The 21,303-nt window shown below is 72.9% G+C and carries 18 protein-coding genes; 8 read left to right on the plus strand and 10 right to left on the minus strand.

From position 1 onward, the window contains the following. Window positions 1–201 precede the first annotated feature (201 nt). The gene (locus ACFWBN_RS36065) at window positions 202–1,161 is read right to left on the minus strand and encodes a hypothetical protein (protein WP_385184783.1); all 960 of its coding nucleotides are present in this window, start codon (window positions 1,159–1,161) and stop codon (window positions 202–204) included. Between the two features lie 117 nt (window positions 1,162–1,278). Between ACFWBN_RS36065 and ACFWBN_RS36070 the strand changes: the two genes are divergently transcribed. Further along, entirely contained in the window at window positions 1,279–1,941 is a 663-nt protein-coding gene (locus tag ACFWBN_RS36070) for a MerR family transcriptional regulator (RefSeq protein ID WP_385184785.1), read from the plus strand. 76 nt (window positions 1,942–2,017) lie between these two features. Then, the gene (locus ACFWBN_RS36075) at window positions 2,018–3,661 is read left to right on the plus strand and encodes a sigma-70 family RNA polymerase sigma factor (protein WP_385184788.1); all 1,644 of its coding nucleotides are present in this window, start codon (window positions 2,018–2,020) and stop codon (window positions 3,659–3,661) included. Window positions 3,662–3,679: 18 nt separating this feature from the next. Here the strand turns inward: ACFWBN_RS36075 and ACFWBN_RS36080 are convergent, their stop codons facing one another. Together ACFWBN_RS36080 and ACFWBN_RS36085 are read right to left on the minus strand one after the other, a co-directional pair. Beyond that, on the minus strand, window positions 3,680–4,540 hold the full coding sequence (locus tag ACFWBN_RS36080; protein ID WP_385184791.1) for an RNA polymerase sigma-70 factor: 861 nt from the start codon (window positions 4,538–4,540) through the stop codon (window positions 3,680–3,682). A gap of 44 nt (window positions 4,541–4,584) precedes the next feature. Then, the gene (locus ACFWBN_RS36085) at window positions 4,585–5,493 is read right to left on the minus strand and encodes an NAD-dependent epimerase/dehydratase family protein (RefSeq protein WP_385184793.1); all 909 of its coding nucleotides are present in this window, start codon (window positions 5,491–5,493) and stop codon (window positions 4,585–4,587) included. 212 nt (window positions 5,494–5,705) lie between these two features. Here ACFWBN_RS36085 and ACFWBN_RS36090 point away from each other — a divergent pair, with 212 nt between their 5' ends. Next, window positions 5,706–8,159: a Helicase associated domain protein gene (locus ACFWBN_RS36090; RefSeq protein ID WP_385184796.1), complete on the plus strand. Its 2,454-nt coding sequence runs from the start codon at window positions 5,706–5,708 to the stop codon at window positions 8,157–8,159. On the opposite strand, the gene ACFWBN_RS36095 is transcribed toward ACFWBN_RS36090, so the two are convergent. Then, window positions 8,153–9,544, minus strand: coding sequence for a glutamate decarboxylase (locus ACFWBN_RS36095; RefSeq protein WP_385184799.1), 1,392 nt, complete (start codon window positions 9,542–9,544; stop codon window positions 8,153–8,155). The genes ACFWBN_RS36090 and ACFWBN_RS36095 overlap by 7 nt on opposite strands. 256 nt (window positions 9,545–9,800) lie before the next feature. On the opposite strand from ACFWBN_RS36095, the gene ACFWBN_RS36100 reads away from it, so the two are divergent. Both ACFWBN_RS36100 and ACFWBN_RS36105 read left to right on the plus strand, forming a co-directional pair. Continuing rightward, window positions 9,801–10,202, plus strand: coding sequence for a tyrosinase family oxidase copper chaperone (locus tag ACFWBN_RS36100; RefSeq protein ID WP_385184802.1), 402 nt, complete (start codon window positions 9,801–9,803; stop codon window positions 10,200–10,202). Beyond that, window positions 10,199–11,044 (plus strand): tyrosinase family protein, encoded by an 846-nt coding sequence (locus tag ACFWBN_RS36105; RefSeq protein ID WP_385184805.1) that lies wholly within the window; start codon window positions 10,199–10,201, stop codon window positions 11,042–11,044. Before ACFWBN_RS36100 ends, ACFWBN_RS36105 begins: the two co-directional genes overlap by 4 nt. On the opposite strand, the gene ACFWBN_RS36110 is transcribed toward ACFWBN_RS36105, so the two are convergent. Then, a complete protein-coding gene (locus ACFWBN_RS36110) occupies window positions 11,002–11,703 on the minus strand; it encodes a response regulator (protein ID WP_385184808.1) in 702 nt (233 codons plus the stop codon). The two genes, ACFWBN_RS36105 and ACFWBN_RS36110, sit on opposite strands and share 43 nt — an antisense overlap. Then, window positions 11,700–13,463 carry an ATP-binding protein gene (locus ACFWBN_RS36115; protein WP_385184811.1) on the minus strand — a complete coding sequence of 588 codons (1,764 nt, stop codon included), beginning with the start codon at window positions 13,461–13,463 and terminating at the stop codon, window positions 11,700–11,702. Before ACFWBN_RS36115 ends, ACFWBN_RS36110 begins: the two co-directional genes overlap by 4 nt. A gap of 105 nt (window positions 13,464–13,568) precedes the next feature. Here ACFWBN_RS36115 and ACFWBN_RS36120 point away from each other — a divergent pair, with 105 nt between their 5' ends. Together ACFWBN_RS36120 and ACFWBN_RS36125 are read left to right on the plus strand one after the other, a co-directional pair. Then, window positions 13,569–14,963, plus strand: a complete 1,395-nt coding sequence (locus tag ACFWBN_RS36120) for a cation:dicarboxylate symporter family transporter (protein WP_385184814.1) — start codon at window positions 13,569–13,571, stop codon at window positions 14,961–14,963. Window positions 14,964–15,228: 265 nt separating this feature from the next. After that, complete coding sequence (locus tag ACFWBN_RS36125) at window positions 15,229–17,001, plus strand: S8 family serine peptidase (protein ID WP_385184817.1); 1,773 nt, start codon at window positions 15,229–15,231, stop codon at window positions 16,999–17,001. A 57-nt stretch (window positions 17,002–17,058) separates the two neighbouring features. Here ACFWBN_RS36125 and ACFWBN_RS36130 read toward each other — a convergent pair whose 3' ends face one another. From ACFWBN_RS36130 to ACFWBN_RS36140, 3 genes are all read right to left on the minus strand, one after another. Further along, the gene (locus ACFWBN_RS36130) at window positions 17,059–17,727 is read right to left on the minus strand and encodes a (2Fe-2S)-binding protein (protein ID WP_385184820.1); all 669 of its coding nucleotides are present in this window, start codon (window positions 17,725–17,727) and stop codon (window positions 17,059–17,061) included. Between the two features lies 1 nt (window position 17,728). After that, window positions 17,729–18,280 carry a hypothetical protein gene (locus ACFWBN_RS36135; RefSeq protein ID WP_385184823.1) on the minus strand — a complete coding sequence of 184 codons (552 nt, stop codon included), beginning with the start codon at window positions 18,278–18,280 and terminating at the stop codon, window positions 17,729–17,731. A 331-nt stretch (window positions 18,281–18,611) separates the two neighbouring features. Continuing rightward, window positions 18,612–19,412 (minus strand): alpha/beta fold hydrolase, encoded by an 801-nt coding sequence (locus ACFWBN_RS36140; RefSeq protein ID WP_385184826.1) that lies wholly within the window; start codon window positions 19,410–19,412, stop codon window positions 18,612–18,614. A gap of 140 nt (window positions 19,413–19,552) precedes the next feature. Between ACFWBN_RS36140 and ACFWBN_RS36145 the strand changes: the two genes are divergently transcribed. Continuing rightward, the gene (locus ACFWBN_RS36145; protein WP_385184829.1) at window positions 19,553–20,239 is read left to right on the plus strand and encodes a GNAT family N-acetyltransferase; all 687 of its coding nucleotides are present in this window, start codon (window positions 19,553–19,555) and stop codon (window positions 20,237–20,239) included. A 30-nt stretch (window positions 20,240–20,269) separates the two neighbouring features. Here the strand turns inward: ACFWBN_RS36145 and ACFWBN_RS36150 are convergent, their stop codons facing one another. Then, on the minus strand, window positions 20,270–21,298 hold the full coding sequence (locus ACFWBN_RS36150; RefSeq protein ID WP_385184832.1) for a TolB family protein: 1,029 nt from the start codon (window positions 21,296–21,298) through the stop codon (window positions 20,270–20,272). Window positions 21,299–21,303: the final 5 nt, after the last annotated feature.

Raw genomic sequence — 21,303 nt, forward strand, 5'->3', positions numbered from 1 at the left:
CGGGGGGCTCGGGTCCGGACAGCGGCCTGCCGGCCGCCCCGGGGCTCCGCCCCGGACCCCGCGCCTCAAACGCCGGCGGGGCTGGGTTTGGCTCCGCCCTGGTCCCCGCGACCCCACGCCGGCGAGGCTGGGTTTGACTCCGTCCGGTCCCCGCGACCCCACGCCGGCGAGGCTGGGTTTGACTCCGTCCGGCCCCCGCTCCTAAGTGCGGACTCGGTTGGATGCGCGATGTAGCTCAGGAGCCGCGCCAGAGGCTCCCCGTAGCGCGAGGGCCGCGCCCAGGAGAACCCCGACCACCAGGGCCGCCGCCGCGGCCAGGGTCAGGGCGTCCGGTGAGGTGAGTGCCTGGCCGCGCAGGGCCTGCCAGGTGGTCAGGGCCAGCAGGCCTGCGTATCCGGCCGCGGCCACCAGGACCAGTCGGGTCCGTACCGCCGCACGCGCGGCCCATCCGTACCGTCCGGCCGCGAAGGTCAGGGCGAGCGCCAGCAGGGGCAGCAGCTGGAGCGCGTGCATCCCGACGAAGTGGGCGATCCGCAGGTCGCCGCCGGAGGCTGACCAGCCGGTGACCGGCAGGTGCGGCCCGCCGTCCGGGACGCCGACGCTGTGGGCGCCGGCCGTGTCGGAGATGCCGTCCGCGAGCTGCGCCTGCGTCGGTTGGGCCATCAGGAAGCCGACGGCGAGACCGGCGAGTCCGATGACCGAGCCGAGCCGGATCGCCCAGCCGGTGGCCCGGTCGGCGAGCGGCTGGCGCCACAGCACCACCGCCATCACCAGCGTGGCCAGCCACAGCACGGCGATCGTCGCTCCCATCACGGAGAACAGGGCCGCGTCCAGAGGAGACTCCTGGTTGAAGTGGCTGCGCTTCCCCCGGACCACCTGACCGACGATCACCACCATCTCGACCACGCCCGCCGCCGCGACCACCGTGCCCGCCCACCAGCCGACCCGCCGGCCGCCGGTGAGCAGCGAGTACATCCAGGCCAGCGTCAGCCCGTAAAGAACCAGGGAGATCGAGAACTTGAGCGGCTTGTGCCAGATCGGCGATCCGACCAGCACCCGGTCGTCCACGATCAGGCCGACCCCCGAGACCAGGGTGAGCACACCCATGGCCGCCGCGAAGACGAGAAGTGGCCGGTGCCATCCTTCGATGTGGTTCCGCATGTTGCACCCCCGTAATGGATACCGGCGCTATCCGGTATCCGATAGTTAGACTATCCATAATGAAGACCGGCCCCGCAAGTCCACAGGGCCGTACGAAGGAGAGAATTCACTTTGCGCATGGGAGAGTTGAGCCGCGCGACCGGCGTGCCGGTGCCCACGATCAAGTTCTATCTCCGTGAAGGCCTGCTGCCCGCCGGGGAGTTGACCAGCCCCAACCAGGCCCGCTACGGCGAAGAGCACGCCCGCAGGCTGCACTTGATCCGCGCCCTCACCGACGTCGGCGGCCTCCCCCTGGCCTCCGTGGCCAAGGTCGTGGAGGCGGTGGAGGACCGTGAGCGGCCGGTGCACAAGCTGCTCGGCGCGGCCGCCGGCACGCTCGTCCCGACCTACGCGCCGGATCCCGACCCCGCCAACAGCGAGCGTGCCCGGGCCCTGGTCGAGGAGCTGATCGCGCGCCGCGGCTGGCAGGTCCACGCCGACGATCCGGCGGCGGTCGCGCTCACCGCCGCCGCGGCCTCCGTACTGGCGGTCGGGCTCGGCGACTACCTGGACTCCCTCGACGAGTTCGCGGCGTCCGCGGAGCGGGTCGCGGCCGCGGACCTCTCCTTCGTCGCGCGCGGCGAGGGGCCGGAGGACATGGTGGAGCGGGTGGTGGTGGGCACCGTCCTGGGCGAGGCCATGCTGGGCGCCCTGCGCCGGCTCGCCCAGGTCGACGCCTCCGCCCGGCTCTACCCCCAGTCGGCGGCCGATCCGGATGCCGCGGAATCGTCTTCCGGATAAGTGTTATCGAGGCCCCGCTCGACGGTCTCCCAGTCATCGGGCATCATCGACCGCCGGTACGGACAGGGATCATCACATGAGTACTCAGCACACGGCAGAGCTGGTGGCAGCGGCCCGCGCGGGCGACCCCCGCGCGCAGGACGACCTCGTCGGCACCCATCTGCCGCTCGTCTACAACATCGTCGGGCGCGCCCTGAACGGCTCCTGCGACGTGGACGACGTCGTGCAGGACACGATGCTGCGGGCGCTCGACGGGCTGGGCGGCCTGCGCGCGGACGAGAGCTTCCGGTCCTGGCTGGTCGCGATCGCGATGAACCGGGTCCGGGCGCACTGGCAGTCCCGGCAGAACGGTCTCGGCGAGAGCACCCTGGAGGCGGCAGGCGAGGTCGCCGACCCGGGGGCCGACTTCGTCGACCTGACCGTCGTACGCCTCCAGCTGGCGGGCCAGCGGCGCGAGACGGCCCGGGCCACGCGCTGGCTGGAACCCGACGACCGGGCGCTGCTGTCGCTGTGGTGGCTGGAGTGCGCCGGGGAGCTCACCCGGGCGGAGGTGGCCACCGCGCTGGAACTGTCCCCACAGCACGCGGCGGTACGGGTACAGCGGATGAAGGCGCAGCTGGAATCGGCTCGGGTGGTGGAACGGGCCCTGGACGCGCAGCCGGGGTGCGAGGGGCTGCGGACGGTGGTGGCGGGCTGGGACGGCTGGCCCTCGGCGCTGTGGCGCAAGCGAATAGCCCGTCATGCCCGTGAATGCGTACGATGCTCCGGCCTGTGGAGCGGTCTGGTTCCGGCGGAGGGCCTGCTGGCCGGGCTGGCCCTCGTACCGGTCTCGGCGGCCCTGCTGGCAGGGGCGCGCACGGCCGGTGCGGCCGCCTTCGCCCCCGCGGGTTCTGCCTTCGCCGACGGCAGCACGGGGGCGGACTTCGCCGAAGCCTCGCACCGGCTCGACGCCACCCTGGACGCCGCCCCGGACGCCACCCCGGAGGGCGGCCGCGGCGCCGCGCGCAGGCGCCGCCAGAGCCGCCGCCGGGTGATCGGCGGCGCGGTGGTCGCCGCCTGCGTCGCGGGCGGCGGGCTGGTGTACCTGGGCACGCTCCCCGGTGCCGGCGCCCCGAAGGACGGCGGTCCCGCGCCGGCGGCTCCGCTGGCCGCGCTCTCGGCGACCGAGTCGGCGCTCCCCTCCGCCCCGGCCTCCGCTTCGCCCTCCGGGTCCCCCTCCGCCTCCCCGTCGCCCTCGGCTTCCGCTTCGCCGAGCCCCACCGCGAGCCCGACCCCGGCGCAGACCCGCAGCACGCCGCCCAGCCCGCGCGCCTCGGCTCCCGCTCCCGCGCCCGCCCCGCAGGGCGCCGCCGGGCAGGTCGTCGCCCTGGTCAACGCCGAGCGGGCGGCGGCCGGCTGCGGTCCGCTCAAGGAGGACGCGCAGCTGCGCACGGCCGCCCAGCGGCACTCCGACGACATGGCGAGCCGGGACTTCTTCTCGCACACCAACCCCGACGGCGCGGACCCGGGCCAGCGGACGACCGCCGCCGGGTACCGCTGGTCGACGTACGGGGAGAACATCGCCAAGGGCCAGCAGACGCCGCAGTCGGTCATGGACTCCTGGATGAAGAGCCCGGGCCATCGCGCGAACATCCTCAACTGCTCCTTCAAGGACATCGGCGTCGGCATCCACCAGGGCGCGGGCGGTCCCTGGTGGACGCAGAACTTCGGGGCGCGGTGACCGGTTCGCGGGTGCGGTTCAGCGCTGGATGCCGCGCAGCTTCTCCGGGTTGACGGCGAGCCGGAGCGCGGTGATCCGGCCGTCGACGGCCTCGAAGGTGAGGGCGCCGGCGTTCACTCCCCCGGACACCAGGAGCAGGCCCGGCTCGCCGTTGATCTCGGCGGGGCGCATCTCGACGCCCTGGACCGCGGGCTTGGCCAGGACGCCGAGGAACCAGCGGGCGACGTGGTCGGACCCGTACAGCGGACGGCGGGCGGCGGTGACGACTCCGCCGCCGTCCGACCAGGAGACGACGTCGGGGGCGAGGAGGGCGAGCACGGCGCCCAGGTCCCCGCCGACGCAGGCCTCGCGGAACTTCTCGGCGATCTCGCGCTGTTCGGCGGGCTCGGCGGTGAAGCGCGGGCGGCGGGCCTGCACGTGCTCGCGGGCGCGGTGCGCGGACTGGCGGACGCTCGCCTCGGACTTGCCGAGGACCTCCGCGATCTCCGCGTAGGCGTACCCGAAGACCTCGCGGAGCATGAACACCGCCCGTTCGGTCGGGGTCAGGGTCTCCAGCACGACCAGGACCGCCATCGAGACGGTGTCGGCCAATTCGGCCTCCTCGGCGATGTCGGGCGAGGTGAGGATGGGTTCGGGGAGCCACGGGCCGACGTAGGCCTCGCGGACGACCTGGGCCGACTTGAGCCGGTTCAGGCTCAGGTTGGTGACGGTGCGCACCAGATAGGCCTTGGGGTGCTCGACGGCCGCCCGGTCCGCCCGGTTCCAGGAGAGCCAGGCGTCCTGGACGATGTCCTCGGCGTCGGCGACGCTGCCCAGCATCCGGTAGGCGGTGCCGAAGAGCAGTCGCCGGTGTTCCTCGAAGGTGTCGGTCTCGGTCATGTGGCTCACCGTGGCATCCACAACCTGGACGATCAAGGATCGTCTCAGCGTCCGGCCAGGGCGCGCAGGCCGTCGAGGCAGCCCGGGTGGCTCGGGGTCCACCCCAGTTCCGCCTTCGCCTTGGCGTTGGACACGCGCATGCTCGTCGTGGCCATCCGGTAGGCGTAGGAGAAGGGGCGCATCAACCAGGTGGGCGCGTTCACCGGCTTCGGGGCGCCGAACACCTCGGCGACCGCCCTGACGTGGGCGCCGAAGCCCATCGGGATGTCGTCGACGATGTTGTACGCCTGCCCCGGCCGGCCGCCTTCGACGGCGAGGGCGACGGCCCGGCCGGCGTCGGCCAGGTCCACCCACGGCAGGACCCGCCGGTGGTCGGCGACCGCCGGGAGCTTCCTCTTCCGCAGCATCTCCACGAGCGCCTCGGTACCCCCGGCGCCGTAGAAGAGGCCGAAGCGCAGGGCGATGCCCTCGATCCCCTCGGCGCCCAGGATCAGCCGCTCCTTGACCCGCATGCCTTCGAGGTGGCGTTCCACCGCGCGGTCGCCGGCCGGGCCGAACGGGTCGGCGTCCTCGGTGATGACGTGGTCGCCGAAGTCGCCGTATCCGTAGCCGAAGACCATCGACTCGGCGATGACCCGGCGGGCGCCGACGGCGTGGGCGGCCTCCACCAGGTGCCGCGTCCCGATGAGCCGCAGGTCGTCGGTGGCGAACATGTCCTTGTGCCGCATGGGGGCCTTGCGCAGGGCGGTGGCCGCGTGCACGACCGTGTCGACCTTGAGGCCGTCGACCGCGCGGAGCAGCTGATCGCGGTCCATCAGGTCGGCCCGCACGTCGGCTCCGGCGCCGCGGCCGAGGCCGATCACGGTGTGTCCGGTGCGGGTGAGCGCCTCGGCGATGTGGCGCCCCAGCACTCCGCTCGCCCCTGCCAGCAGTACGTTCTTGGTGTCGGTCATACCTATGGGACAAGACACCCGCGCCAAACGTGACACCCCTCCGCGCGTGAGCTGGGTCACATCGCCGGATTCCCCGATCGGGCCTCCGCTGGAGGCCGGCCGGAGGGTTTCTCCAAGACGGCCGGACGCACCCGCCGCTCCGGCCCCCCTTTGCATCAGAAGCGAGGCAGGATAGGGGCTGGAGGCAAATGAGCTGATCAACGGGGGTAACCATGCGTAAGGGGAGGAAGGAGCTCCGTCCTCATCAGCGCGAGGCGGTCGACGCCGTGGTGCGGGCGCTGGAGCTGCCCGCCGACGGCCGGGTACCGGAGACCGGGCTGCGCACCCAGGTGATCATGGCCACGGGCTCCGGGAAGTCCCTGGTGGCCGTCCGCTCGGCCGAGGAGCTGCGGGCCGGGCGGGTGCTGGTGCTGGTGCCCTCCCTGGATCTGCTGGTGCAGACCGCCGCGGCCTGGCAGGAGGGCGGCCGCACCGGCCGGTCCTTCGGCGTCTGCTCGCTGCGCGGGGAGGACGCGGGGGTGCCCACCACCACCGATCCGGCCGAACTGGCCCGCTGGGCCCGCCCGTCGGTGGACCGGGTGACGGTGTTCGCCACGTACGCCTCGCTCGGCCTGGGCACCATCGAGCGCGCACATCTGACGGGGCTCCCGGGCTGGGACCTGATCGTGGTCGACGAGGCGCACCGGACCTCCGGGCGGATCGGCAAACCCTGGGCGGTGGTGCACGACAACACGCGGATCCCCTCCGTGCGGCGGCTCTACATGACGGCCACGCCCCGGGTCTGGCAGGACGGCGAGGAGAGCGGGGAAGGCGAGGAGGGCGCGGAGGGCGGGCGGCCGCTGCCGCGCGGGCGGGGCGAGCTGGTGGCGTCCATGGAGGACGATCCGCAGGGGACCTTCGGGGCGCGCTGCTACACGCTGCCGCTGTCCGAGGCCATCGACCGCGGGATCTGCGCCCCGTACCGGGTGGTGTGCGTGGACGTCACCGATCCGGACTTCCGGTCGGCCGTGCTGCTGGGCCCGGACGGGCGCTCCGACGCGGCGCGCGGCGCGCGGCTGGCGGCCCTCCAGACCGCGCTGGTGAAGGCGGCCGCCCACGAGGGGTTCCGGCGCACGCTCGTCTTCCACCACCTGACCAAGGAGGCGGAGGCCTTCGCGGCCGGGCTGCCGGCGGTGGCGAAGCGGCTGCGGCTCACCAGCCGCAGCCCCTACCCGGTGTACCCGCGTACCGTCTGGGCGGACTGGCTGTCCGGGCAGCACTCGGCGGCCCACCGGCGGCGGGTGCTGGGCGCGTTCGCGGACGGCCGGGTCGCCGAGAAGGCCTTCCTCGGCAGTGTCCGGGTGCTGGGCGAGGGCGTGGACACCAAGGAGTGCGACTCCGTCTACTGGGCCGACGTACGGGGTTCCATGCCCGACCTGGTCCAGGCCGTCGGGCGGGCGCTGCGGATCCGGCCCGGGGAGGGGAAGGTCGCCTCGCTGGTGGTGCCGGTGCTGCTGGGGCCCGGCGAGACGCCGGAGTCGATGCTCACCTCGCGGGCGTACGGGGACCTCGCGCGGCTGCTGGAGGCGCTGCGGGCGCACGACTCCCGGCTGGTCGAGGCCCTGGCCCAGCCGCAGGCACCGAGCCGGACGGCCTCCCCGGAGGCCCCGGCGGCCTCGGGTGTGCGGACCGGCGCGCAGGCGCTGCTGAGCTTCTCCACCCCGCGGGATCCGGCGCTGCTGGCCGCCTTCGTCCGGCTGCGGGTCCTGCATCCGGAGCGCGAGCACTGGCGGCGCGGCATCGAGGCCGCGCGGATCTACGCCGCCGGCGCCGGGGACCTCAAGGTGCCCTTCGGCTTCAAGGTGCCGGCGGGTGGCGGGGCGTGGCCGCCCGGGCTGGCGCGGTTCCCGCTCGGCCAGTGGATCGCGGACGCGCGGCGCACGTACCGCCGGGGCGCGCTCGGCCGGGAGCGGGTGGCGCGGCTCGACGAACTCGGCATGGTGTGGAGCCACTTCGACGTGGCCTTCGAGGAGGGGCTGGCTTCGGCCCGCGCGTGGGCGGCGGAACACGGCCATCTGCTGCCGCCGGTGGAGGCCACCTGGCACGGCGCGCCGGTCGGGGTGTGGGTGAAGAACCAGCGGGCCGCGGCCCGCCGCGAGGGGCCGGGGGCGCTGTCGGTGGAGCGCCGGGAGGCCCTGGAGGCCCTCGACGCGTCCTGGTGTCCGGCGTGGGAGATCTCCTGGCAGCGGGCGTTCCACCTGACCCGGGTCCATCTGGACCGGGGCGGCAGGCTGCCGCCGGCCCCCGGCGAGGTGGTGGTCCAGGGCGAGGACCTGGGCGGGTGGGTCCGCGGTCAGCGGCTGAACTGGGAACGGCTGTCCTGGGCGCAGCGCTGGCTGCTGGAGCACACCCTGGGCATGGCCCCGGCGACGGAGGCGGAACGCCCTCCGCCGCGCCGGAGCCACGCCGAGGCGTGGGCCGACCACCTGGAGGCGGCCGGGCAGTTCCGCATGCGCGAGAAGCACCTGCGGGTGCCCCGTACCCATGTGGAGGTGTACGGCGGCCAGGAGTACCGGCTGGGTGCGTGGATCGCCAACCAGCGCTCCCGCGCGGCCTCGCTGACCCCGGAGCGGGTGGCCGCCCTGACCGCCCTCGGCATGCGCTGGTCGGCGAGCCGGCCTCAGTGATGGAACCCGGACCGCGGCGGGGCGGCCGGTACCGGCGGGGGCGCGGCCGTGAGGTGGTCCACGGCCCGGCGCAGGTCGGCGACGAGCAGGGCGACCTGATCGCGGGTCACGCCGTGCCGGACGAGGACCCGCTGGATGACGGTGTCGTCGCGGTCGGCCGGCAGCGGGTACGAGGGCACCTGCCAGCCGCGCATGCGCAGCCGGTCGGAGAGGTCGTAGAGGGTGAAGCCCGATCCGGCCGGGTCGGTGAGCCGGTAGGACACGGCGGGGAGGGCGCCCCGGCCGTCGTAGAGGAGGGTGAAGGGGCCCATCTCGGCGATCTCGCCGGCCAGGTACTGGGCGGTGTCGGCGCAGGCCTGCTGGACGCGGCGGTAGCCGCCCCGGCCCAGCCGGAGGAACAGGTAGTACTGTGCGACGACCTCGCCGCCGGGGCGGGAGAAGTTGAGGGCGAAGGTCGGCATGTCCCCGCCCAGGTAGTCCACGTCGAAGACGAGGTCCGCGGGCAGCAGGTCGGCGGTGCGCCAGACGATCCAGCCGACGCCCAGGGGCGCGAGCCCGTACTTGTGGCCCGAGGTGTTGACGGAGGCGACGCGCGGGAGCCGGAAGTCCCACACCACGTCGGGGTGGAGGAAGGGGGCGACGAAGCCCCCGCTCGCGCCGTCCACGTGGATGGGGACGTCCCAGCCGTGCTCCGCCTGGATGCGGTCGAGCGCGGCGGCGATGTCGGCGACGGGCTCGTAGTCGCAGGTGTAGGTGACGCCGAGGATGGCGACGACGCCGATGGTGTTCTCGTCGACGTACGAGGCGAGCTGATGGGGCAGCAGGCCGGTGGCTCCGGGTTCCAGGGGGACTTGGCGCAGCTCGACGTCGAAGTAGCGGGCGAACTTCTCCCAGCAGATCTGGACGGGGCCGCACACCAGGTTGGGGCGGTCGGCGGGGAGGCCCGCGGCCTCGCGGCGGGTGCGCCAGCGCCACTTGAGGGCGAGCCCGCCGAGCATCGCGGCCTCGCTGGAGCCGGTGGTGGAGCAGCCGGTGGCGGCGGTGCCGGCGGGGGCGTTCCACAGGTCGGCCAGGATGTTGACGCAGCGGGCCTCGATCTCGGCGGTCTGCGGGTACTCGTCCTTGTCGATCATGTTCTTGTCGAGGCAGTCGTTCATCAGGCGGTGGACGCCGTCGTCCGACCAGGTGGTGCAGAAGGTGGCGAGGTTCTGCGCGGCGTTCCCGTCCAACAGGAGTTCGTTGCGGATGAGTTCGTAGACGACCTCGGTGGGCGAGTCGTCTTCCGGCATCCGGTACTTGGGGAGGATCTGACCGCTGAGGGCCGATGCGAACACGTCCGCCGCGGCGTCCGGGCCGGCTGCGTCCTTCGTCTCATGAAGAGCCATATCGGGACTATAGGTGACGAACCACCCGATTCGCCCTGGAAACTTCCGGCCGACTCTGCGGTGTGATCCCCTCCATAGCGACCCGATTCGTCCGAAGAAATTACTGTCCAGTAGTCTTACTTCCGCAGATCTTCCCGTTCGGGCCACTGGAGCCGGTCCGGACGGGAAGATCTTCCAATTGGTTCTACGGGCAACTTATCCGCACATGTCCGGATACACATCAGCCCTCTCCGGGGCCCTGATACCTCTTCGGCCCATGAACACGATCACCCGCCGGCAGGCTTTGGGGACCACTGCCGGTGCTCTCACCGTCCTTGGCCTCACCGCTGCCGCCACGAGCGCAAGCGCCTCCTCGACCACCGCCACCGCGACCACACCCTCCGCCGCGGGCACAGTCGACGAGATCTACCAGGGCCGTCGTATCCAGATCACCCCGGGCGGAGGCGGCCACCACGGCGGCCACCACTCCCCCGGCCTGCCCACCGTGCGAATAGACGGCCGCGAGCTCCACGTGATGCGCAACGCCGACGGCAGCTGGATCAGCGTCGTCAACCACTACGAGACCTTCGCCGACCCCACCTCGCTCGCCCGCGCCGCCGTGCGCGAGCTCCAGGGCGCCACCCTCGCGCCGTTCGCACCGATGGGAGGCGCGGCATGACCGTGCGCAAGAACCAGGCCGCGCTCACTCCCGAGGAGAAGCGCGCCTTCACCTCGGCCCTGCTGGAGCTCAAGCGCAACGGCAGCTACGACCGCTTCGTGACCACCCACAACGGGTTCATCATGAGCGACACCGACTCCGGCGACCGGGTCGGCCACCGCTCCCCCTCCTTCCTGCCGTGGCACCGGCGCTTCCTGCTGGAATTCGAGGCGGCGCTGCAGAAAGTGGATCCCGCGGTGTCGCTCCCGTACTGGGACTGGACGGCCGACCGCACCACCCGCTCCTCGCTGTGGGCCTCCGACTTCCTCGGCGGGACGGGGCGGGCCCGTGACGGGCAGGTGCTCGACGGGCCGTTCGCGTACGCGACGGGCAAGTGGAACGTGAACGTACGGGTGGACGGGCGCGCCTACCTGCGCCGGGCGCTCGGCACGGGCGTCGCCGAGCTGCCGACCAAGGCCGAGGTGGACGCCGTCCTCGCCATGCCGGTCTACGACATGGCCCCCTGGAACAGCTCCTCGAACGGCTTCCGCAACAACCTGGAGGGCTGGCGCGGCGCCAACCTGCACAACCGGGTGCACGTGTGGGTCGGCGGCCAGATGGCCACCGGGGTCTCGCCCAACGACCCGGTGTTCTGGATGCACCACGCCTTCGTGGACAAGCTGTGGGCCGACTGGCAGGCCCGTAACCCGCAGTCCACCTACCTGCCGGCGGCCGGCACGCCGAACGTCGTGGACCTGCGCGACACGATGCGGCCGTGGAACGACGTGACCCCGGCGGACATGCTGGACCACCGGAAGTTCTACACCTTCGACACCGAGCCGGCCGCGGCCAGCCAGCGGTAGTGCAGTTCGGGGCGGCCGACCTGGCCGTACCGGGGGGTGCGGTCCGCGCGGCCGGTGTCCACCAGGTGCTCCAGGTAGCGGCGGGCGGTGATCCGGGAGATCCCGGCCGCCTCGGCCGCCCCCGCCGCGGTCAGCCCCTCGGGCGCCGCCCGCAGCAGGGCGGCGACCCGGTCCAGGGTCGGCGCGCTCAGCCCCTTGGGAAGAGCGGCCGGACGGGGTGCGCGCAGGGCGGCCATGGCCCGGTCCACGTCGTCCTGGCCGGCCGCCTCGCCCGCCGTCGCGCGGAACTCGGCGTAGCGCAGGAGCCGTTCGCGCAGGGTCGGGAAGGCGAAGGGTTTCAGCACGTACTGGACCACGCCGAGCGAGACGCTCTCGCGGACCACGGCCAGGTCCCGCGCCGAGGTCACCACGATCACGTCGACGGGGTGTCCGGCGGCCCGCAGCCCGCGCGCGAAGCGCAGCCCGTGTCCGTCGGGCAAGGTCAGGTCGAGCAGCAGCAGGTCGACGCGGGTCCGCTCCAGGGCCCGGGTGGCCTCGGCGAGTGAGTGCACGGTCCCGACGGCGGTGAAGCCGGGCACCCGGCCGACGTAGAGCGCGTGCGCGTCGGCGGCCACGGGATCGTCCTCGACGATCAGCACCCGCACGACTTCGGCATTCACGCCGTACCTCCCGCGGTTCCAGCCTCGCCCGGGGGTACCCCCGGACGGAGTCTGGGGGAGTTCGAGGCGCGGGGTCCTGGGCTGAGCCCCGGTCCTTGAGCCGCGCGGGCCCACCCGGCGGGCGCCGTGGGGCCCGAGTCGGAGTGCGCCGCCCCCTGTCCCGGCACCGGCACGGGAAGCGGCAGACGGACCGTGAACTCCGCTCCTCCGGTCGGCCCGGCGGTGGCGGCCACCGTGCCGCCGTAGCGTTCCGCCACCTGGCGGACCAGCGCGAGGCCCAGGCCTCGGCCCTCGCCCTTGCCGGACCAGCCGCGGCGGAACACGTCCACCCCCTCGGGCAGGCCCGGGCCGTTGTCGGCAACCCGCAGCAGCAGCCCGCCCCCGGCCTCGTCCGGCCGGAGGGTCACCGCGATGCGCGCCCCCGGGACGGCGGCGACCGCGTCGACCGCGTTGTCGATGAGGTTGCCCAGTACGGTGACCAGGTCGCGGGAGGCCGGAAGCCCCGCGCCGTCGGCGAGACTTCGGCTGTCGGGGGTGACGACCAGCTCCACGCCCCGCTCGTGCGCCTGGGCGGCCTTGCCGAGCAGCAGGGCCACCAGCACCGGCTCCCCTACGGCCGTCACCACCTCGTCGGTGAGGGCCTGCGCCAGTTCCAGTTCGGCGGTGGCGAATTCCACGGCCTCGTCCGCACGGCCGAGCTCGATGAGCGAGACCACCGTGTGCAGCCGGTTCGCCGCCTCGTGCGCCTGGGAGCGCAGGGCCTGGGTGAATCCCCGCTCATGGTCCAACTCTCCGGTCAGCGCCTGGAGTTCGGTGTGGTCGCGCAGGGTGACCACGGTGCCCCGGCGGCCGCCGCCCGCGACGGGCGAGCTGTTGACCACGAGCACCCGGTCCGCGGTCAGGTGCACCTCGTCCACCCGGGGCCGGTCGGCGAGCAGGGCTCCGGTGAGCGGCGCGGGCAGCCCCAGATCGGCGACGCCGGTGCCCGTCATCCCGTCGCGCAGGCCCAGCAGCTCGCGCCCTGCGTCGTTGATCAGGGTGATCCTGCGCTGTCCGTCGAGCATCAGCAGTCCCTCGCGCACCCCGTGCAGGGCCGCCTGGTGGTAGTCGTACATCCGGCTGAGCTCGGCCGCGTTCATCCCGTGGGTGTGGCGGCGCAGGCGGGCGTTGACGATGTACGTGCCCGCACCGCCGAGGGCCAGTGCCCCGGCCGCGACCCAGGCCAGCGCGGAGAGCTGTTCGGCGAGCCGTGCGCTGATCGCGCGGACGGTGATGCCCGCACTGACCATGCCGACGATGCGGCCGCCGTCCGTCAGCGGGGTGACCACGCGGATCGAGGGGCCGAGGGTGCCGGTGTAGGTCTCGCTGAAGGTCTCGCCGCGCAGGGCGCGGGCCGTGTTGCCCATGAAGGGCTCGCCGATCCGGCGCGGGTCCGGGTGCGTCCAGCGCCGCCCGGCCGGGTCCATGATCGTCACGAAGTCCACCCCGGAGTCGATCCGCACCCGCTCCGCGTACGGCTGGAGCCGGACGGTGGGGTCGCTCCCGTGCCCGCCCTCCCGTACGGCCTCCTGGACCGACGGGGAGTCGGCGACCGCGCGGGCCACGGCCCAGGCCTGGCGCCGGGCGGCCTCCTCGGCCTGGCCGCGCGCGGTGGCGTACGCGAAAACGGCGCATCCGGCGACGACCACGGCGACCAGCAGCACCTGCATGGCGAAGAGCTGGCCGGCGAGGCTGCGCGGCGGCCGGGGCAAACGGAACATGGCGCTCAGTGTGCACCCGGCCGTGAACTCAATGAACGCAAGGGTGACCGGGGTCACAGCGCCGGGTGATGGTCCTCCCGGGACGTATTCACCACAGGAGGCATCGTGGCCGCCAGGCGCGACAGAACGCACTATCTCTACATCGCGGTGATCGCCGCGGTGCTCCTCGGCATCGCCGTCGGCTTCGCCGCACCCGGTGTGGCCGTGGAGCTCAAGCCCCTGGGCACCGGCTTCGTCAACCTCATCAAGATGATGATCTCGCCGGTGATCTTCTGCACGATCGTGCTGGGCATCGGCTCCGTCCGCAAGGCCGCCAAGGTGGGGGCGGTGGGCGGGCTCGCCCTCGGTTACTTCATGGTGATGTCCACGGTGGCCCTCGCGATCGGCCTGCTGGTCGGGAACCTGCTGGATCCGGGCAGCGGGCTGCACCTGACCGAGGCCGCGCGGCACGCGGGCGAGGCGCAGGCCAAGGCGGGCGGGGCCGAGAGCACGCCGGAATTCCTGCTGGGGATCATCCCGACCACCCTCGTCTCCGCCTTCACCGGCGGCGAGGTGCTCCAGACCCTGCTGGTGGCCCTGCTGTGCGGATTCGCCCTCCAGGCCATGGGCGCGGCGGGCGAGCCGGTGCTGCGCGGGATCGGGCACGTGCAGAAGCTGGTCTTCCGGATCCTGGCGATGATCATGTGGGCGGCGCCCGTCGGCGCCTTCGGGGCGATCGCGGCGGTGGTCGGGGCGACCGGCATCGACGCGCTGAAGTCCCTGGCCGTGATCATGATCGGCTTCTACACGACCTGTCTGCTCTTCGTGTTCGTGGTCCTGGGCACGCTCCTGCGGGTGTGCACGGGGGTCAGCGTCTTCGCCCTGCTGCGCTACCTGGGCCGCGAGTTCCTGCTGATCCTGTCGACCTCCTCCTCGGAGTCCGCGCTGCCGCGGCTGATCGCGAAGATGGAGCACCTGGGGGTGTCGCGGCCGGTCACCGGGATCACCGTGCCGACCGGGTACTCCTTCAACCTGGACGGGACCGCGATCTATCTGACGATGTCCTCGCTCTTCGTCGCCGAGGCGATGGGCAAGCCGCTGGCGCTGGGCGAGCAGATCTCACTGCTGCTCTTCATGATCATCGCCTCGAAGGGCGCGGCCGGGGTCACCGGCGCGGGCCTCGCCACGCTCGCCGGCGGACTCCAGTCCCACCGGCCGGAACTGGTGGACGGGGTCGGCCTGATCGTGGGCATCGACCGGTTCATGAGCGAGGCGCGGGCGCTGACGAACTTCGCGGGCAACGCGGTCGCCACGGTGCTCATCGGGACGTGGACGAAGGAGTTCGACCGCGAGCGGGCCACCGAAGTCCTGGCCGGGCGGATGCCGTTCGACGAGACCACGCTGATCGACGACGGGCACGTCGCGGGGCCGGGGGAGCCCGCGCAGCCGACCGGGCCCGACGGGACCCCGACTTCCGTGCCGCAGCCGTCGGGCGGCCCCAAGGACGGCGTACCGGTCTGACCGGTCCGCCCGCACGGGCCGGCCGGGCAGGGTTCGCCCCCACGGTGCCCAGCCCGGTCGGCCCGCCGCATTCTCCGCACTTGCACCCATAGTCGGTATTCGGCCACCGATAAACGAACCCCGGTGTTGCAAAAGGTACTTCCGTAACCGGCCGCGTGCATGACATCTTGCGTCCACCACTTGTTTCGTACGACCCGGCCTGACCACCGGGTCAACGGAGGACGCATTGATACCCCACATATCCAGCCGACCTCGACGTACCCTCGTGCTGGCCGCCACGCTCGGCGCGGCACTCGCCTTCGGGGCCCCCGCCGCGCTCGCCGGCACCGCCCCGGTCTCGCCCAACGGCACCTCCGCCTCCGCTCCCGCGGCGGCGCCCAAGGCCGCGGCCCCGACTTCCCAGAGTGCGACCTGGGTTGCCGGCACCCGCTCCTACCTCGTGATCACGGCCCCCGGTGACACCACGGCGGTCCGTAACGCCGTCGCCGCCAACGGCGGTACGGTCTTCGCCAACTACGACGCGATCGGCGTGGTCGTCGCCCACTCGGCCTCCGGAAGCTTCGCCACCACCATGCGCGGCGTGAGCGGCGTCCAGCAGGTCGGCGCCACCCGCACCTCGGACGTCCCGGCGGACGCCTACAACCCGGCGCTGCCCGCCAACCCGGCGCAGTCCACCACCCCCGCGGGCGAGCCGGTCCGCGCCGACATGAGCCAGATCAAGGCCGACCAGGCCTGGGCCGTCACCACCGGCTCCTCCTCCGTCAAGGTGGGCATCCTGGACACCGGTGTGGACGACCAGCACCAGGACCTGGCCCCGAACTTCAACGCGGCGGACTCCGCCTCCTGCGCCTACGGCAAGGCCGACACCCGCACCGGCTCCTGGCGCGACGTGGGCACCCACGGCACGCACGTGGCCGGTACGGTCGCGGCCGCCAAGAACGGCAAGGGCGTCATCGGCGTGGCCCCGGGCGTGAAGATCTCCTCGGTGCGCATCGCCGAGCCCGGCTCCTCGCTCTTCTTCGCCGAGAACACCGTCTGCGGCTTCATGTGGGCCGGTGACCACGGCTTCAAGGTCACCAACAACAGCTACTACACGGACCCGTGGCAGTTCAACTGCCCGGACAACGCCGACCAGGCCGCGATCATCGAGGGCGTCAAGCGCGCCCAGGAGTACGCCGAGGGCAAGGGATCGCTCCAGGTCGCCGCGGCCGGCAACTCCAACCTCGACCTGGCCAACAAGACGACCGACACCGAGAGCCCGAACGACTCGACCCCGGTCACCCGCACCATCACCAACGCCTGCCTGGACATCCCGACCGAGCTCCCGGGCGTGGTCACGGTCTCGGCGATGGGCACCACCGCGAAGGCCTCGTACTCCAACTACGGCCTGAACGTCATCGACGTGACGGCCCCGGGCGGTGACACCACCGGCATCTACAGCACCCAGCCCGGTGGCAAGTACGGCACCATGAGCGGCACCTCGATGGCCTCCCCGCACGTGGCCGGTGTGGCCGCGCTGCTGGCGAGCACCAACCCGGGCATCACCCCGGCGCAGCTGCGCGACAAGCTGGCCACCCAGGCCAACGACGTCGCCTGCCCGTCGGACAGCCGCTGCAAGGGCACCACCGCCAAGAACGGCTTCTTCGGCGAGGGCCAGGTCGACGCCCTCAAGGCGGTCGGCGCCACCCCGCCGCCCGGCAAGTACTTCGAGAACACGGGTGACTTCGCCATCGGCGACAACACCACCGTGGAGAGCCAGATCGCCGTCACCGGCGTGACCGGCAACGCCCCGGCCACCCTCAAGGTGGGCGTGAACATCGTGCACACCTACATCGGTGACCTGAAGGTCGACCTGATCGCTCCGGACGGCACCGTCTACACCGTGCACAACCGGACCGGCTCGGGCACGGACAACATCAACCAGACCTACACCGTCAACGCCTCCTCGGAGGTCGCGAACGGCACCTGGAAGCTCCGTGTGAACGACAACGCCGGCGGCGACACCGGCAAGATCGACGCCTGGAACCTCACCTTCTAGTTCCGGCCCGCCGCGGGGGCCCTCGGGAGCACGTGCTCCCGGGGGCCCCTGCCGCGTTCACCGGGTCCGCAGCACGCAGTCCCCGCAGAACCCGCCGCCGGGCACCCGGTAGTAGAGGCAGCAGCTGCGCCGTACGAAGGCCACGCCGAGCCCCTCCTCGTGGATGAAGGTGCCGGTGCCCGCCAGGGCCCCGCCCTCGGCCAGCAGGGCGGCCGCCAACCCGACGGCCGTACCGCCCGGGACCCGGTCGATCAGCACCCGCAGGGCCCCGACGAGGCCCGAGGCCGCATTGCCCCGCAGGACCTTGGGCGAGACCCCGAACCGCTCCCGCAGGCCCGCGTCGAGCACGGCCAGGTTCCCGAGGACGGTCTCGCCGAGCGCCCCGGCCGGCAGGTCCGCCGGCTCGGGGAGCCACAGTTCCAGCGATCCCGCGCCGGGCAGCCGCCACCACACCCGGTCGGGGGCCAGATCCGGCACCCGCCCGGCCAGCGCGGCGCAGCCCAGTCCGAGCGACCAGAGCCGGGAGGCGATCCCGAGCTGCGCGGTCGAGGCGGCCACCCGGCCGGGGCCGCTGCCGATGCGCCGCCCCACCTCGGCCACGTACGGCCCGAGTTGCTCCCCGTAGAGCGCGGTGAGCGGCCGGAATCCGGGCCCGGGCGGCTCCTTGCCGTACGGCACGGTGAAGAAGGGCCCCACGGAGGCCAGCTGCCGCAGTACGTCGTCCACGTCAGGCACCGTATCCGTCGTCGGGGAGGCCGCGGTCGGGCTCCGGGCACGGCCCGTGGCCGGAGCCGGAGGTGCCGGCCTGGTAGAGCGGCCAGTCCGGCACCGACCGGCCCTCGTCGTGGTGGCGGTCCCAGAAGGTGAAGTAGACGACGGTGTCCGGGGCGGGCTCCGTGGAGAGGGTCCGCTGATGGGGCAGGTTCTCGGACCACTCCGTCCGCCATACGACCCCGGCCGCGGTGAACGCGGCGGTGAGCTGCGACTCGGTGACCGGCAGCGCCGCGACGCGGGCCGCGCCCGGACCGCCGGGGCCGGGGATCTCCAGCTCCTCGTGCCAGCCCGGTATGTACAGGGCGTTCAGCAGCCTGCACCGGCAGAAGACCGGTTGCAGGCTGCCGTAGCCGAACCAGTGCGGCCACCGGCGCTTGGCGCTGACCCGCCCGCTCCACTCGGGCTCGCCGTACGCGGCCACCACGTCGCGCAGGTGCACGCCCGCGTGGAAGGCGCCGAAGCGCCCGGTGGCGGCGAAGCGGGTCAGTTCCTCAACCAGGTCCATGCCCGAGATGATCTCAGGCGGCGGGGTCAGCTCGCCGGGGAGCAGGCGGCGACCTCGAAGTCGGACATGTCGAGTCCGCCTTCGGCCGCGGCTGGTTCGTCGCCGCGAGCGCCCCGCCGGCCCCCGCCCGGGACCGGCCCGAGGACCTGGAGTCCTTCGCCGCCACCGCCCGGCGCAAGCACATGCGGCCCAGCTCGGTCGTCCTGCGCCACGAGACCGTCACCGCGTCCCTGGACGACGCCAGACAGGCTGACACGGCGCAGCGGTGCGCCCGGGCGCCATTGGGCACCGGGGCGCACGCCGAACGTCCTGATTCGGGCTCGGCCGGGGATCAGAGCCCGGCGAGGAACTCCAGCAGCACCCGGTTGAAGGCGTCGGGCCGCTCCACGCCCGGCAGGTGGCCGGCCCCGTCGATGACGGCGAGCACGGAGTGCGGCATCAGCGCGTGCAGGGCCTCGGCGTCCGCCACGGGTGTGAAGACGTCGTCCGCGCCGACCACCACCAGGCAGGGCTCGGCGGTCCCGGCGAGCACGGGCCGGTAGTCGGGGCACTCGGCCCGGCCGCGCAGCGCCGCGGCCGCCCCCTCGGGATCGGTCGCGCACATCATCGCGCTCACCCGCGCGGCCGTCTCCGGCATGCCGACGACGTTGTACGGCGCCAGCATCTTGTCGATGACCTCTTCGGCATAGGGCCGCATGCCCTGGGCAACCAATTGCTCCGCGCGTTCCCGGCGGAGCTTCCGCGCGTCCTCGGTCTCCGGTACCGCGGTCGTGTCGGAGAGGACGAGGGCCCGTACCACACCCGGGTGGCGCAGCCGCATCTCCATCGCGATCTGCCCGCCCATGGACACACCGCCGACGACCACGCGTTCGATGTCCAGGCGGGCGAGGAGAGCAGCGATGTCGTCGGCTAGATCGGCCAGCAGGGCCTCGCCGGGAACCACCGGGCTTTCCCCGTATCCCCGCAGGTCAGGGATGATCACCCGGTATCCGGCGGCGGTCAGGGCGGCCGTCTGGGGGGCCCACATCGTGCGGTTGAACGGATGTCCGTGGATCAGGATTACGGGCGTTCCGCGGCGGGGACCCAAGTCCTCGAAAAAGAGGTTCACGCCATTGCCAAATTGGGGGTTCATGAGAGGACTTTAAGGGGCTACATTGAGCCACTCGCGTTCACCTGACAGCCCGTTGCCTTTCACCCGTGTTTTGCACGGGGGGCGACGTCAGGGACGCAGACTGTGCAACCACCCCACCGCCCAGAAGGACCGAAGGCTCCGTGCCCGTACCCGTACTCCTCGCCGGCCGCAGCGTGCGGCTCGAGCCCCTCGCCCCCCACCACACCGAGGCCTTGGCCATGGCCGGGGCCGAGGATCGTACGACTTACGCCTTCACCCCCGTACCCCATGGGGTGCAGGCGTCCCACGAGTACATCGACCGTGCCCTCGCCGATCAGGCGGCGGGTCGATCGCTCCCGTTCGCGGTGGTCAGAGCCACCGACGGCCGGGTGGTCGGATCGACCCGGTTCCTCGATCTGGACTACTGGCAGGGGCCGCTGGTGTGGCCCGCCGTGCCGGGAGTCCCCTTCGGCGATCCGGCGACGGCGATCCCCGATGCCGCCGAGATCGGCAATACCTGGCTGTCCCCGGGCGCCCAGGGGACCGGCATCAACACCGAGGCGAAGCTGCTCATGCTCCGCCATGCCTTCGAAACCTGGGGCGTCCGGCGGATCTCCCTGCGCGCGGACGCCCGCAACGGCCGCTCGCGGGCCGCGATGGAGCGCCTCGGCTTCACCAGCGAGGGGGTCCGCCGGGCCCATTCGCGGGGGCTCGACGGCGCGGTCCGCAGTACCGCCTTCTACTCGATCCTCGACGAGGAGTGGCCGGCCGTGCGGTCGATCATCGAGCTGAGGCTCTCGGCGAGGGCTCCGCGCAAGCGCCGGCGCAAGACGCTCGTTCCGGCGTAACGGTCCTGCGGCCGCCCGCCCCGGCCTTCCTCACCCGAGGAAGGCCGGGGCGAGGGCCGATGCCATGAGCCGTGCGGGGGCGCCGCTCCCGTCGGCCGGTACGGAGTAGAGGTCGGCGCCGAAGTCCCCCGGCAGGGAGTAGACGACGGTCCGGTCGTCCGTCCACACCACCTGGTCGTCCACGCTGCGCTCCTCTGCCAGCGGGGTCTCCGCACCGGAGGCCAGGTCCAGTGCGTACAGCCGCCACGGCGCCTCGGCCGGCAGGCCCGGCACCCGCTTCTTGAACACCACCCTGGTCCCGTCGGGGGACAGGGAGGGGCACTCGACGTTCTCGCGCAGGGTGGTCACGGTCCGCTCCGCCAGGTCCCCGCGGACCAGGTGGGTGCTGCCCCCGGTGGCCAGCGTCGCGAAGAAGCTCCGCTCGTCGGCGGCGAAGGTGACCCCCCAGAAGTTCACGTCGGCGCTGCGGTACGGCTTGCCGTCCTTGAGGATCGTGAAGTCCTCCAGTGAGGCGTCGAGCTTCCCGGTGCGCAGGTCGAGCACCGAGGTCCGCGTGGAGAAGTTCGTACCGGCGTACGAGTCCCCGCCGACGAAGACCGTCCACGCCGCGAGGTGCCCGCCGGGCGAGACCCGGGCGCGGGTGGGGATGCCCGCCAGCGGGTGGGCGGAGAGCTCCTTCAGGCCCGCGTCGAGGACGACGGCCCGGTAGCCGTCCTGGACCCCGCCCTTGTCGGCCTGGAGGCAGATCCCGGTGCCCGCGGCCGAGTGGAAGCGCAGGCAGCTCACCCCGGAGGCGGTACGGGCCCCCTCGGGCTCGGCGGCGGGGACGGTGGCGAGCTCGTCGCGGTGCGGGCCCCAGGCCATGTTCCGGAACACGATCCGGCGGCCGCCGTCGCCCGGGGTCAGGGAGACCTCCCCCCGGGTGATCTGCGGTCCGCCCGCCTGGGCCTGGTTCTTCTCGTCGGCCCGGGAGGAGGCCCGCAGCACGGCGAGCACCCCCACGGCGGCGAGCAGGACGACGGAGACGGCGAGGATCAGGATCCGGCGCTGGAGGGTCATGGGGG

It is taken from the genome of Streptomyces sp. NPDC059989 (assembly GCF_042736975.1).
In the GTDB taxonomy this organism is placed as follows: domain Bacteria; phylum Actinomycetota; class Actinomycetes; order Streptomycetales; family Streptomycetaceae; genus Streptomyces.